Below are 13,529 nucleotides of genomic sequence, written 5' to 3'. Positions count from 1 at the left end.
ATGAAACGAATCAAAGCGGCAATCGTCGGCCTCGCCGCAGGAGCCGCGGTCATCGCCGTCCCGGGAACGGCCCACGCGGCTTCGGCGACCACCTACCTCTTCACCCCGAACGGCGCCCACTGACAGATCTGGAAGACCTGGCCGTCCATCGGCAACGGAAACCCTGCAGCACCCCGTGGGCGCCTTCGACCACGAAAGCTCCAACGGGTACGACAAGGTCCTCTTCCGCACCCGCGGCACCAGCGAAGGCGGCAGCTGGTGGTAGTCCCACGTCGCGGAGGGCCGCCGGCCTCCGCGACCATCGACCGACAAAGCGGTGATTCGGTCACCGAACGGAAAACCATCCTTCTTCCCCATAGACCAAAAAATCGCTCGCACGCCTCTCCAACCAGGGAAAGGACCATCGCATCCATTGCGGAGCCACTGGGCGGGGAAAAGGGTTAACCGTAAGAAGAGAGGCATATCCGCGAAGCCATGCGCAAGTGATGTTGGACACCCCGGAAATGCATTGCACCCGACACTCCGCATGACGATCATCAAAATCATGAAACGAATCAAAGCGGCAATCGTCGGCCTCGCCGCAGGAGCCGCGGTCATCGCCGTCCCGGGAACGGCCCACGCGGCTTCGGCGACCACCTACCTCTTCACCCCGAACGGCGCCCACTGGCAGATCTGGAAGACCTGGTCGTCCATCGGCAACGGAAAATACAACCTGAGCTGGGGAACCCATTCGAGGGGATGGGGAAACGACACCTGGATCCGCTTCGATCTGAAGAGGCGGCTGACCTCCAGCAGCTCCTACGTCACCGTCACGGGCATTGCGGACTACGGAAGTTCCAACGGGTACAACAAGGTCCTCTTCCGCGTCTGCGGCAACAGCGGATGCAGCGCCTGGTGGTAGTCCCGACATCGCCGCGGGAAGCCCTGTGAACACCTGAACGCCCCGGCATGGTCCCTGAAGGGTTCATGCCGGGGCGTTCGCCGTGATGGCCGCATGTGCATCCGGGTGCAGCCGAGGGCCGACGGCCCGCACCGGAGGGTGCGGGCCGTCGTCAGGAGGCGCGGGTCACAGGCCGGCGGCGGCGCGCAGGGCGTCGGCGCGGTCGGTGCGCTCCCAGGAGAAGTCCGGCAGCTCACGGCCGAAGTGGCCGTAGGCGGCGGTCTGGGAGTAGATCGGGCGCAGCAGGTCGAGGTCGCGGACGATCGCGGCCGGACGCAGGTCGAAGACCTCCAGGACGGCTTCCTGGAGCTTCTCGATGTCGACCTTCTCGGTGCCGAAGCCCTCGACGAAGACGCCGACGGGCTGGGCCTTGCCGATGGCGTAGGCGACCTGGACCTCGGCGCGGTCGGCGAGGCCGGCGGCGACGATGTTCTTGGCGACCCAGCGCATGGCGTAGGCGGCGGAGCGGTCGACCTTGGACGGGTCCTTGCCGGAGAAGGCGCCGCCGCCGTGGCGGGCGTAACCGCCGTAGGTGTCGACGATGATCTTGCGTCCGGTCAGGCCGGCGTCGCCCATCGGGCCGCCGATCTCGAAGCGGCCGGTCGGGTTGACCAGCAGCCGGTAGCCGTCGGTGTCGAGCTCGAACTCGGCCAGGACCGGGTCGACGACGAGCTCCTTGATGTCCGGGGTCAGCAGCTCCTTGAGGGAGATGTCGGGAGCGTGCTGGGAGGAGACCACGACGGTGTCGAGGCGGACGGCCTTGGCGCCGTCGTACTCGATGGTGACCTGGGTCTTGCCGTCCGGGCGCAGGTAGGCGACCTGGCCCTCCTTGCGGACCTGGGACAGGCGCTGGGCCAGCCGGTGCGCGATGGTGATCGGCAGCGGCATGAGCTGCGGGGTCTCGTTGGTGGCGTAGCCGAACATCAGGCCCTGGTCGCCGGCGCCCTGGCGGTCGAGGTCGTCTCCGGCCTCGCCCTCGCGGGCCTCGTAGGCGTCGTCGACGCCCTGGGCGATGTCGGGGGACTGGGCGCCGATGGAGACCGACACGCCACAGGAGTGGCCGTCGAAGCCCTTGGCCGAGGAGTCGTAGCCGATCTCGAGGATCTTCTCCCGGATGACGCCCGGGATGTCCACGTAGGTCTCGGTGGTGACCTCGCCGGCCACGTGCACCTGACCGGTGGTGATCATGGTCTCGACCGCGACCCGGCTCTTCGGGTCGTCCTTGAGCATGGAATCGAGGATCGCGTCACTGATCTGGTCCGCGATCTTGTCCGGGTGGCCCTCGGTGACCGATTCAGAGGTGAAGAGGCGACGGGACACTACGTGAACTCCTTGCAGCGGCTGCTGACTCACCAGTAGCAGATGGTTTGCGGTACTCGGGGCGGACAGGCTCTCACGAAACGCGCACCCGGCCGAGCCGAAGGCAGTCTAGTCCTATGGTGCGAGATCGGCATGGCGCAGGCCGTGCCGAAGGCTTCGCGGGCGGTTCATCCCAGCAGGGCGGCGATCTCGTCCCAGACGACGGCGGCGAGCGCCTCCTTGCTCCCGCGCGGGATCTCCCGCGCGGGTCCGGAAGCGGACAGCACCACCCCGGCGTTGTCGGGGGCGCCGAAGGTGAGGTTCTCCCCCACCTGGTTGACGACGAGCAGGTCGCAGCCCTTGCGCGCCAGTTTGGCCCGTCCGTGCTCCAGGACGTGGTCGGTCTCGGCCGCGAAGCCGACGACGACCTGTCCGGGGACGCGCCGCTGGACGAGCTCGGCCAGGATGTCGGGGTTCTTCACCAGCTCGATCGGCAGGGTGTCCGTGCCGTCCTTTTTCTTGATCTTGGACGTGGCGGACGTCACGGGCCGGAAGTCGGCGACCGCCGCCGCCATCACCACCACGTCGGCGGACGCGGCGGCCTCCAGGACGGCGGTGCGCATCTCCAGCGCCGAGCCGACCCGCACGACCGCGGCTCCCGCCGGGTCGGGCAGGGAGGTGTTGGCCGCCACCAGCGTGACCTCGGCCCCGCGGGCCGCCGCGACCTTCGCCAGGGCGTACCCCTGCAGCCCGGACGAGCGGTTGCCGATGAACCGCACCGGGTCGATGGGCTCGCGGGTCCCTCCGGCGGAGATGACGACGCGCCGTCCGGCGAGGTCCCGCGGCGTCCGCGCCAGGACGAGCCGGGCCACCTCGAACAGCTCGGCGGGGTCGGGCAGCCGGCCGGGGCCGGTGTCCTTGCCGGTCAGCCGTCCGGAGGCGGGTTCGACGACGATGTTGCCGCGCTCGCGCAGCGTCGCCACGTTGGCCTGCGTGGCCGGGTGCTCCCACATCTCGGTGTGCATGGCGGGTGCGAACACCACCGGGCACCGGGCGGTGAGGAGGGTGTTGGTCAGCAGGTCGTCGGCCAGGCCGTGGGCGGCCTTGGCCAGGAGGTCCGCGGTGGCGGGCGCGACGAACACCAGGTCCGCCCGCTGCCCGATGCGCACGTGCGGGACGTCCGAGACGCCCTCCCAGACGGAGGTCGCGACCGGCTGCCCGGACAGCGCCGCCCAGGTCGGCTCCCCCACGAAACGCAGCGCGTCCGCGGTGGGCACGACCTTCACGGAGTGCCCGGACTCGGTGAGCCGCCGCAGCAGCTCGCACACCTTGTAGGAGGCGATGCCGGCACCGACCCCCAGGACGACCCTCGGCGCGTCCTGCTTCTGCTGCTCGTCCAAGGCGGAGGGGCTCAGCCCTCGACGGGTTCGGTGTGCAGGAGCCCCTCGCGCACCTCGCGCAGGGCGATGGAGAGCGGCTTCTCCTGGACCTGGGTCTCCACCAGCGGCCCGACGTACTCCAGCAGGCCCTCGCCGAGCTGGGCGTAGTAGGCGTTGATCTGCCGGGCCCGCTTGGCCGCGATGCTCACCAGGCCGTACTTGGTGTCGACGACCTCCAGGAGCTCATCGATCGACGGGTTGGTGATGCCTTCGCTGTTGGCTGCCACACTGACGCCTTTCCGAGTCCTCAATGGTCAGCCATCAAGGCTAGCAGCTCGTCGCAGACTCCCTGCACGGAGTGGTTGACGAGGGTGAGATCGAACTCCTTCTCGGCCGCCAGTTCGACCCGGGCCGCCTCCAGGCGGCGCTCGATCACCTCCGGCGACTCGGTGCCGCGGCCGGTGAGCCGGCGCACCAGCTCGTCCCAGCTGGGCGGCGCGAGGAAGACCAGCAGCGCCTCGGGCATGCTCTCCCGCACCTGCCTGGCCCCCTGCAGGTCGATCTCCAGCAGGGTGGGGACTCCGGAGGCCAGCCGCTCCTCGACGGGGCGGCGCGGGGTGCCGTAGCGGTTGCCCGCGAACTCCGCCCACTCCAGCAGCTCGCCGGAGGCGATCAGGCGGTCGAAGCCCGCGTCGTCGGTGAAGAAGTACTGGACCCCGTCGGTCTCGCCGGGCCGGGGCTTGCGGGTCGTCACCGAGATCGAGAGCCACACCTCGGGGTGGGACTCGCGGAGTCGGGCGACGACGGTGCTCTTGCCGACGCCGGAGGGCCCGGACAGGACCGTGAGCCGCCGGGCCGAGGACGGGGAGGTCGCGGAGGCCGCGGATTCAGTGGTGTCCATCGCGCTTCAGGTCTATCACGGTGGAACACCCGGCAGGGTCAGGACCTGTCCCCTGACCCGCCGGGGGGACGGGACGGCCTAGCGGCCGCCGCCGAACTCGCGCTCCAGGGAGGCGCGCTGGTTGGCACCCAGGCCCCGCACCCGGCGGGACTCGGCGATGCCGAGGCGCTCCATGATCTGCTTGGCACGAACCTTGCCCACGCCGGGAAGCGATTCCAGCAGAGCCGAGACCTTCATCTTTCCGACGATGTCATCGGTCTGGCCCGCTTTGAGGACCTCAGAGAGAGAGATTCCCCCGTGCTTGAGCTTGTTCTTGACCTCAGCGCGCTCACGGCGGGCCAGTGCGGCCTTTTCCAGGGCCGCGGCACGCTGTTCGGGGGTAAGAGGCGGAAGAGCCACGCCGGTCACCTCGTGTTTTCCACTCGACGGAGTCGGACGCCCCGGAAACTAGCGACTTACCCCCTGATAAAGCAACGTGATCGGCAGTTTATCCCGCCAGAAATTCACGAAATTCTCTATCTGTAATCACAAGATCACGCTGTGTCCATCACGGAGCCCGGAGAACCCGGCTGCCTGGACTTTCTTCAGTCCCGTCCGCGCAGCCCCGAAGCGATCCCCGCGGCGGCCGCCGCGGGGTCCTCGGCGCGGGTGATGGGGCGCCCGATCACGAGCAGATCCGCCCCGGCGTCCAGCGCCTCGCGAGGGGTGGCGACACGGGTCTGGTCGTCCGCGGCGGCGCCGCGCGGGCGCACTCCCGGGGTGATGAGGTCGATGCCGGGGCCGACCTCGGCCCGGATCGCGGCGACCTCGCGGGGCGAGCAGACCAGGGCCCGCGCCCCGGCCCCGACGGCCAGCGCGGCGAGCCTGCGCGCGGCGTCCAGGGCGGGCCCGGCGAGCCCGACGGCGGCCAGGTCGGGCTCGCCCATCGAGGTGAGCACGGTGACCGCGGTGATCTTCGTCTCAGGGGCCGCGGCGACCGCGGCCTTGACCATGTCGGCGCCGCCGGAGGCGTGCACGGTCAGGTAGTGCGGGGCGAGCCCGGACACGGCCCTGGCCGCGGCCGCGACGGTGGCGGGGATGTCGTGCAGCTTCAGGTCGAGGAAGATGCGCCCGCCGCCCGCCGCGCGGATCTCCTCCACCACCGCGGGCCCGTGTCCGAGGTAGAGCTCGAGGCCCACCTTGAGGGTGCTGACGTGCGGGCCCACCTGCCCGGCCCAGCGGGTGGCGACGGCCAGGTCGTCGGTGTCCAGCGCGACCGCGACGGGTGCGGGGGTCATGTGAGCTCCTTGATCGGTTCTTCGGGGCCGCGCACGATCTGCGGGCCGATCGCGGCGGCGGCGCGGTGCGCCAGCCCCACGGCGTCGGCGAGCCGGGGGATGCCGTGGGCGGTGAGGGCGTCCTCCAGCTCCCTCAAGATCCTTTGGGGGGCCGACGGGTCGTGCAGCAGGGTGGTGCCCACCGAGACGGCGCTGGCGCCCGCCACGACGAATTCCAGGGCGTCCCGGCCGGTGGCCACTCCCCCGCCGCCGACGATCGGCAGTTCCGGCAGCGCGGCGTGGACCTGGTAGACGCAGCGCAGCGCGACGGGCCGCAGCGCCGGTCCGGAAAGGCCGCCCGAAACCCCGGTGAGGGCGGGGCGCAATGTGTGCGGATCAATGGCCAGACCGGACATCGTGTTGATGAGGGAGAGCCCGGTGACGCCGGCGTCCGCGCACGCAAGGGCAATTGTCCCGATATCGGTTACATCGGGCGAAAGTTTCGCCAATACCGGAGTATCTCGATGAATTGCGCTGCGAACCGCGCGCACCACCGCCGCGGCGGCGGAAGGAGAGGCCGCGAACATGCGCCCCCGGTCCTCGGCGTTGGGGCAGGCGACGTTCACCTCGACCGCGGTGATCGCCGACGCCAGCGGGGAGTCCGCCAGCAGCCTGGCCACCTCCCCGAACTCGCCCAGGGTGTTGCCCGCGACCGAGACGACCGTCCTGACGTCCTGTCCGGAAAGCCAGGGGAGGTCCCGCGCCAGGAAGGAGTCGACGCCCGGACCCGGCAGGCCCATCGCGTTCAGCATCCCGCTGGGCGTCTCGGCGATGCGCGGGGTGGGCCGGCCCGCCCGCGGCTGCATCATCACCGAGCAGGTGACGAAAGCCCCGAGCCGCGACAGATCGGTGAACTGCGCCAGCTCACGCCCGCTGCCCCCGCACCCGGAGGCGGTCAGCACCGGGTTGGCCAGGGTGACGGCGCCGATCCGGGTACTCAGGTCCAAGGCGATCCTCCGTCGCGCGAGCGGACGGCCCTCCAGAGCGGACGGCGGGCCGGGGGCAGGGAGAGGGGCTCCGACGTCACGAGGCGGGCTCCGGCGCCGCCAGGGGGGCGCGGGGCCCGCCCAGGGCGTCCAGGGGGATGGTCCCCAGGTCGGACCAGCGGACGCGCTCACCGCGCAGCACCGGCCCTTCGGCGCAGGCCCTGACCATGCGGGTGTGCCCGTCGTCGCCGATCACCGGCAGCACGCACGCCTGGCAGGTGCCGATGCCGCAGGCCGCCGTCCTGGCCAGCCACTCCCCCACGCTCACCTGGCAGGGGACGCCCATCGCGGCGGCGACCGAGCTGACCGACCCCAGCAGCGCGGTGGGACCCGCCGCGTAGACGACGTCGGCCCCGGTCTCCTCCATGACGCGCGGCAGCACGTCCGGGATGGTGCCCGAGACGCCCAGCGAGCCGTCGCGGGTCACGACGGTGGCGCTCTCCCCGATGCGCTGGGCGCTGCGGGCGCCGAAGACCTCGTGGGCGCGGGGCGCGCCGAGCACGAAGTGCACCTGGCAGTCGCGCCTGCGCAGCGCGTCGGCCAGCGAGAACAGCCCGGACGACCCGTGCGCCCCGCCCACCAGCAGGCAGGACGCCGGATCCCGGGGCAGCGGGAACGGCCGGCCCAGCGGGCCGACGACGTCGAGCCCGTCCCGGGACCGGCGGCCGGCCAGCCACTCGGTGCCCGGATCGTTCACCTCGAAGACGAACTCCACCGTGCCGCCGTAGTCGGACTTCACCTCATAGATGGGGAAGCAGCGGCGGGCCAGGAGCGAGGTGTGCTCCCCGCCCACCGCGACGGCCAGGAACTGGCCGGGCCGGAACCGCTCGGCGACCGCGGGGGCCACCAGGGTCATCGCGTGATAGGCCGCCACCTGCCGGACCGTGAGCACGGTGCCGGGTGACTGCACTGGTCCCTCGGCGGAGATGGCGGCCTACCTCTCTGTCGTTCTTCCTACTGGAGCGCCCAGCCGCCGCGCAGGCGCCCGGCGTGCTCCTGGAGCGAGCGCACCCCGATGTCGCCGCGGGTGACGGCCTCGATCCCCTGGACGGCCGCGGCGAGGCCCTGCACCGTGGTGACGCAGGGGATGCCGCGGACCACCGCCGCGGTGCGGATCTCGTAGCCGTCCAGCCGGGGCCCGGGCTGACCGGGACCACCGAACGGAGTATTGACGATGAGATCCACTTCCCCGTCGAGGACGCGCCGCACGACCGTCGGTTCGCCGTCGGGCCCGGGACCGTCGCTGTGCTTGCGGACCACCTTGGCATGAACGCCGTTGCGGCGCAGCACCTCGGCGGTGCCCGAGGTGGCCAGGATCTCGAAGCCCAGGTCGGCCAGGCGCTTCACCGGGAAGATCATGTGGCGCTTGTCGCGGTTGGCCACCGAGACGAACACCCGGCCCTTGGTCGGCAGCGAGCCGTAGGCGGCGGCCTGCGACTTGGCGTAGGCGGTGCCGAAGACCTCGTCGATGCCCATGACCTCGCCGGTCGAGCGCATCTCCGGGCCCAGGACGGTGTCGACGCCCTGCCCCTGGGCGTTGCGGAACCGGTTGAACGGAAGCACCGCCTCCTTGACCGCGATCGGCGCGTCCAGCGGCAGCGTCCCGCCGTCGCCGGTGGGCGGCAGCACGCCCTCGGCGCGCAGCTGCGCGACCGTGGCGCCCATCATCACCCGCGCGGCCGCCTTGGCCAGCGGCACCGCCGTGGCCTTGGACACGAACGGGACGGTGCGGGAGGCCCGCGGGTTGGCCTCCAGGACGTACAGGACGCCCGCGGACAGCGCGTACTGCACGTTCATCAGGCCCCGCACGCCGATGCCGCGCGCCAGGCGCAGCGTCGACTCGCGGATGCGCTTGATGTCCTCGCGGCCCAGCGTGATCGGCGGCAGCGCGCACGCCGAGTCGCCGGAGTGGATGCCGGCCTCCTCGATGTGCTCCATGACGCCGCCGAGGTAGAGCTCGGTGCCGTCGTAGAGGGCGTCGACGTCGATCTCGATGGCCTCGTCGAGGAACCTGTCGACCAGCACCGGCCGGTCGAGGCTGACCTCGGTGGCGGTGGACATGTACGTCACCAGGCTGGCGTCGTCGTAGACGATCTCCATGCCGCGGCCGCCCAGCACGTAGGACGGGCGGACCAGCACCGGATAGCCGATCTCGTTGGCGATCTGCACGGCCTCCTCGGCGGAGGTGGCGGTGCCGTGCTTGGGCGCGGGCAGCTCCGCCTGGGCCAGCACGTGGCCGAACGCGCCGCGGTCCTCGGCGAGGTGGATGCTCTCGGGCGAGGTGCCGACGATCGGCACGCCCGCGTCCTTGAGCTTCTGCGCCAGGCCCAGCGGGGTCTGCCCGCCGAGCTGGACGATCACGCCGGCGACAACGCCGGTGCGCTGCTCGGCGTACACGACCTCCAGCACGTCCTCCAGGGTGAGCGGCTCGAAGTACAGCCGGTCGGAGGTGTCGTAGTCGGTGGAGACCGTCTCGGGGTTGCAGTTGACCATGACGGTCTCGTAGCCCGCCTCGGCCAGCGTGAAGGAGGCGTGGACGCAGGAGTAGTCGAACTCCACGCCCTGGCCGATGCGGTTGGGGCCCGAGCCCAGGATGAGCACCTTGGGCTTGGTGCCGACCGGGACCTCGGTCTCCTCGTCGTAGGAGGAGTACAGGTACGGGGTCTGGGCGGCGAACTCGGCGGCGCAGGTGTCGACCGTCAGGTAGACGGGGCGGACGCCCAGCGCGTGCCGGACCTCGCGGACGACCTCCTCCGACAGGCCGCGCAGCTGCCCGATCTGGGCGTCGGAGAAGCCGTGCCGCTTGGCGGCCAGCAGCTTGCGCGCGGTCAGCGCGTCCTCCGAGAGCCGGATGTCGGCGGCGATCTCGTTGATGGCGAGGATCTGGTCGAGGAACCAGGGGTCGATGCCGGTGATCGAGTAGACCTGCTCGATGGTCGCGCCCGCCAGCAGCGCCTGCTGGACCTCGTGCAGCCGCCCGTCGTGCGGGACGCGGATGCGCTCGAGCAGCTCCTCCAGCGCGGGCGGGGTCTCCCAGGAGAAGGACGCGCCCTTCTGCTCCAGCGAGCGCAGCGCCTTCTGCAGCGCCTCGGGGAAGGACCGGCCGATGGCCATGGCCTCGCCGACCGACTTCATGTGGGTGGTCAGCGTGGGGTCGGCGCCGGGGAACTTCTCGAACGCGAACCGCGGCACCTTCACCACGATGTAGTCGAGGGTCGGCTCGAACGACGCCGGGGTGACCTTGGTGATGTCGTTGGGGATCTCGTCCAGGGTGTAGCCGACCGCCAGCCGGGCCGCGATCTTGGCGATCGGGAAGCCGGTGGCCTTGGAGGCCAGCGCCGAGGAGCGGGAGACCCGCGGGTTCATCTCGATGACGATCATGCGCCCAGTGGACGGGTGCACCGCGAACTGGATGTTGCAGCCGCCGGTGTCCACGCCGACCCTGCGGATGACGGCGATCGCGACGTCCCGCATGTGCTGGTACTCGCGGTCGGTGAGCGTCATCGCGGGGGCGACGGTGATGGAGTCGCCGGTGTGCACGCCCATCGGGTCGAGGTTCTCGATGGAGCAGACGACCACGACGTTGTCGTTCTTGTCGCGCATCAGCTCCAGCTCGTACTCCTTCCAGCCGAGGATGGACTCCTCCAGGAGCACCTCGCTGGTCGGGGACGCCGCCAGGCCCGCGCCGGCGATCTGGCGCAGCTCCGTCTCGTCGTGGGCGAAGCCGGAGCCCAGGCCGCCCATGGTGAAGGACGGGCGGACGACCACCGGGTAGCCGAGCTGCTCGGTGGCGGCCAGCACCTCGTCCATGGTGTGGCAGATGACGCTGCGCGCCACCTCGGCACCGAGGTCCTCGACGATGCCCTTGAAGATCTCGCGGTTCTCGCCGCGCTGGATCGCGTCGAAGTTCGCGCCGATCAGCTCGACGTCGTACCGCTCCAGGACTCCGGCCTCGTGCAGCGCGACCGCGCAGTTCAGTGCGGTCTGGCCGCCCAGGGTGGGCAGGAGGGCGTCGGGCCGCTCCTTGGCGATGATCTTCTCGACGACCTCGGGGGTGATCGGCTCGACGTAGGTGGCGTCGGCGAACTCCGGGTCGGTCATGATGGTCGCCGGGTTGCTGTTGACCAGGACGACCCGCAGGCCCTCGGCCTTGAGCACCCGGCAGGCCTGGGTCCCGGAGTAGTCGAACTCGCAGGCCTGGCCGATGACGATCGGCCCGGAGCCGATGATCAGGACGGACTTCAGATCCTCGCGCCTGGGCATCAGGCACCTTCCCCGGACTCGTTGGAACGCTGCTGCTGCATGAGGGCGCAGAACCGGTCGAACAACCCGGTGGAGTCGTGCGGTCCGGCCGCGGCCTCGGGGTGGTACTGGACGGAGAAGGCCGGGCGGTCCAGCAGCCGCAGGCCCTCGACGCAGCCGTCGTTGAGGTTGACGTGCGAGACCTCGGCCCGGCCGAACGGCGTCTCGAACGGGCCGTCCAGCGGGGCGTCCACGGCGAACCCGTGGTTGTGCGCGGAGATCTCGACCCGCCCGGTGTGGCGGTCCTGCACCGGCTGGTTCACGCCGCGGTGGCCGAACCTCAGCTTGTAGGTGCCCAGGCCCAGGGCCCGGCCGAAGATCTGGTTGCCGAAGCAGATGCCGAAGAACGGCTTGCCCGCGGCCAGGACGCCGCGCAGCGCGGTCACCGGGCCGTCGGCCGTGGCCGGGTCGCCGGGGCCGTTGGAGAAGAACACCCCGTCGGGGTTCAGGGCCAGGATCTGCTCCGCGGTCACGGTGGCGGGAAGGACCGTCACCTCGCAGCCGCGCTCGGACAGCCGGTAGGGCGTCATGGCCTTGATGCCCAGGTCGACGGCCGCGACCCGGAACAGGGTCTCGCCGCGGGCCGGGACGGTGTACGGCTCCTTGGTCGCCACCTCGGCGGCCAGGTCCGAGCCGGCCATGCCGGGGCTGACCAGCACCCGGGCCAGCAGGGCGCGCGGGTCGGTCTCCACCGAGGAGATGCCGGCGCGCATCGCGCCCCGGTCGCGCAGGTGGCGGGTGAGGGCGCGGGTGCCGGGCATCGCGATGCCGACCACGCCGTGGTTCTTCAGCTCCTGGTCGAGGGAGCGCTGGGCGCGCCAGTTGGAGGCCACCCGGGCGGGCTGGCGCACCACGTAACCGGCGACCTGGATGCGCCGCGACTCGGGGTCGAGGTCGTTGACCCCGGTGTTGCCGATGTGCGGGGCGGTCATCGCGACGATCTGCCGGTGGTAGGACGGGTCGGTGAGCGTCTCCTGATAGCCGGTCATGCCGGTGTTGAAGACGACCTCCCCGAAGGTTTCGCCCTCCGCTCCGAAGGATTCGCCGTGGAACACACGGCCGTCCTCCAGGACGAGCATGGCCTGGGTCATACGAGCTTTCCTTCCAGCACGGTGGGGCGGCCCCGCAGGAACGTGGCGACCACCCGTCCGGGCAGTTCTAGGCCGGTGTAAGGGGTGTTCCGGCTCTTGGAGGCGAAGGACGACGCGTCGACCTGCGCCCGGTACTCGGGGTCGTAGAGGGTGATGTTGGCCGGGGAGCCCGCTTCCAGCGGACGGCCTTGGCCCTCGAGCCTTCCGATCTCCGCGGGCCTGGCCGACATGCGGTCGGCGACCTGCGTCCAGTCCAGTAGCCCGGTGTCGACCATGGCGGCCTGGACCACGGGCAACGCCGTCTCAAGACCGATCATTCCCATCGCGGCGTCGGCCCACTCGGTCTCCTTGTCCTCCACGGCGTGGGGGGCGTGGTCGGTGGCGACGCAGTCGATGGTGCCGTCGGCCAGGCCCGCGCGGACGGCGTCCACGTCGGCCTGGGTGCGCAGCGGCGGGTTCACCTTGTAGATCGGGTCGTAGGAGCGTCCGGACGGGGAGCTCTCGCAGCAGGCGTCGGTGAGGAAGAGGTGGTGCGGGGTCACCTCGGCGGTGATGTTCCAGCCCTTGCCCTTCGCCCAGCGGATCAGCTCGACGGAGCCGGCCGTCGAGACGTGGCAGATGTGCAGGCGGGAGCCCACGTGCCCGGCGAGCAGGCAGTCGCGGGCGATGATCGCCTCCTCGGCGACGGCGGGCCAGCCCTGCAGGCCGAGCCGGTCGGAGACCTCGCCCTCGTTCATCTGGGCGCCCTCGGTCAGCCGGGGCTCCTGGGCGTGCTGGGCGATGACGCCGTCGAAGGCCTTCACGTACTCCAGGGCCCGGCGCATGATCACCGCGTCGGAGACGCAGTGGCCGTCGTCGGAGAAGACCCGCACGTTCGCCGCGGAGTCCGCCATCGCGCCGAGCTCGGCGAGCTTCTTGCCGGCGATGCCCTCGGTGACCGCGCCGACCGGGTGCACGTCGCAGTAGCCGTGCTCGCGGCCCAGCCGCCAGACCTGCTCGACGACGCCCGCGGTGTCGGCGACGGGGTTGGTGTTGGCCATGGCGTGGACCGCGGTGAACCCGCCCTTCGCGGCGGCCCGGGTGCCGGTGAGGACCGTCTCGTTGTCCTCGCGGCCCGGCTCGCGCAGGTGCGTGTGCAGGTCGACCAGGCCGGGCAGGGCGATCAGGCCGGTGGCGTCCACGACCTGCGCGCCGTCGGCCTCCAGCCCGGTGCCGACCTCGGCGATCCGGCCGTCGGCGATCAGGATGTCGCGGGGCTCGCCGCCCAGGATCCGGGCGTTCTTGATGAGAAAGGTGCTCACTGCGTCCTCTGCTT

Annotated in this window: 13 protein-coding genes; 2 read left to right on the top strand and 11 right to left on the bottom strand. The window is 71.1% G+C overall.

All coding sequences use genetic code 11. From position 1 onward, the window contains the following. Together ABGB12_RS08870 and ABGB12_RS08865 are read left to right on the top strand one after the other, a co-directional pair. Positions 1 to 123 carry a hypothetical protein gene (locus ABGB12_RS08870; RefSeq protein ID WP_347675787.1) on the top strand — a complete coding sequence of 41 codons (123 nt, stop codon included), beginning with the start codon at positions 1 to 3 and terminating at the stop codon, positions 121 to 123. A gap of 421 nt (positions 124 to 544) precedes the next feature. Next, a complete protein-coding gene (locus ABGB12_RS08865; RefSeq protein ID WP_347675786.1) occupies positions 545 to 901 on the top strand; it encodes a hypothetical protein in 357 nt (118 codons plus the stop codon). A gap of 165 nt (positions 902 to 1,066) precedes the next feature. Here the strand turns inward: ABGB12_RS08865 and metK are convergent, their stop codons facing one another. The 11 genes from metK to ABGB12_RS08810 form a co-directional block, all read right to left on the bottom strand. Then, positions 1,067 to 2,260, bottom strand: coding sequence for a methionine adenosyltransferase (gene metK / locus ABGB12_RS08860; RefSeq protein ID WP_347675785.1), 1,194 nt, complete (start codon positions 2,258 to 2,260; stop codon positions 1,067 to 1,069). Positions 2,261 to 2,427: 167 nt separating this feature from the next. Beyond that, positions 2,428 to 3,639 carry a bifunctional phosphopantothenoylcysteine decarboxylase/phosphopantothenate--cysteine ligase CoaBC gene (coaBC, locus tag ABGB12_RS08855; protein ID WP_347675784.1) on the bottom strand — a complete coding sequence of 404 codons (1,212 nt, stop codon included), beginning with the start codon at positions 3,637 to 3,639 and terminating at the stop codon, positions 2,428 to 2,430. Between the two features lie 11 nt (positions 3,640 to 3,650). Next, positions 3,651 to 3,905, bottom strand: coding sequence for a DNA-directed RNA polymerase subunit omega (gene rpoZ, locus ABGB12_RS08850; RefSeq protein ID WP_344453298.1), 255 nt, complete (start codon positions 3,903 to 3,905; stop codon positions 3,651 to 3,653). Positions 3,906 to 3,925: 20 nt separating this feature from the next. Then, positions 3,926 to 4,519 carry a guanylate kinase gene (gene gmk, locus ABGB12_RS08845; RefSeq protein WP_347675783.1) on the bottom strand — a complete coding sequence of 198 codons (594 nt, stop codon included), beginning with the start codon at positions 4,517 to 4,519 and terminating at the stop codon, positions 3,926 to 3,928. Positions 4,520 to 4,597: 78 nt separating this feature from the next. Beyond that, positions 4,598 to 4,918, bottom strand: coding sequence for an integration host factor, actinobacterial type (mihF, locus tag ABGB12_RS08840; RefSeq protein WP_347675782.1), 321 nt, complete (start codon positions 4,916 to 4,918; stop codon positions 4,598 to 4,600). Between the two features lie 185 nt (positions 4,919 to 5,103). Next, positions 5,104 to 5,796, bottom strand: a complete 693-nt coding sequence (gene pyrF / locus ABGB12_RS08835; RefSeq protein ID WP_347675781.1) for an orotidine-5'-phosphate decarboxylase — start codon at positions 5,794 to 5,796, stop codon at positions 5,104 to 5,106. Beyond that, entirely contained in the window at positions 5,793 to 6,788 is a 996-nt protein-coding gene (locus ABGB12_RS08830) for a dihydroorotate dehydrogenase (RefSeq protein ID WP_347676124.1), read from the bottom strand. Before ABGB12_RS08830 ends, pyrF begins: the two co-directional genes overlap by 4 nt. Positions 6,789 to 6,858: 70 nt before the next feature. Continuing rightward, positions 6,859 to 7,749, bottom strand: a complete 891-nt coding sequence (locus ABGB12_RS08825) for a dihydroorotate dehydrogenase electron transfer subunit (RefSeq protein WP_347676122.1) — start codon at positions 7,747 to 7,749, stop codon at positions 6,859 to 6,861. Between the two features lie 26 nt (positions 7,750 to 7,775). Next, positions 7,776 to 11,084, bottom strand: a complete 3,309-nt coding sequence (gene carB, locus ABGB12_RS08820; RefSeq protein ID WP_347675780.1) for a carbamoyl-phosphate synthase large subunit — start codon at positions 11,082 to 11,084, stop codon at positions 7,776 to 7,778. Continuing rightward, entirely contained in the window at positions 11,084 to 12,214 is a 1,131-nt protein-coding gene (gene carA, locus ABGB12_RS08815; protein WP_347675779.1) for a glutamine-hydrolyzing carbamoyl-phosphate synthase small subunit, read from the bottom strand. Before carA ends, carB begins: the two co-directional genes overlap by 1 nt. Then, positions 12,211 to 13,515, bottom strand: coding sequence for a dihydroorotase (locus tag ABGB12_RS08810; RefSeq protein ID WP_347675778.1), 1,305 nt, complete (start codon positions 13,513 to 13,515; stop codon positions 12,211 to 12,213). The genes carA and ABGB12_RS08810 overlap by 4 nt, the downstream gene beginning before the upstream one ends. Between the last annotated feature and the right edge of the window lie 14 nt (positions 13,516 to 13,529).

Origin of the sequence: Actinocorallia sp. B10E7 (assembly GCF_039871655.1) — a bacterium.
Lineage (GTDB): Bacteria > Actinomycetota > Actinomycetes > Streptosporangiales > Streptosporangiaceae > Actinocorallia.
The sequence above is the reverse complement of the archived record's forward strand: the minus strand, read 5'-3'. Positions and strand labels throughout refer to the sequence as shown.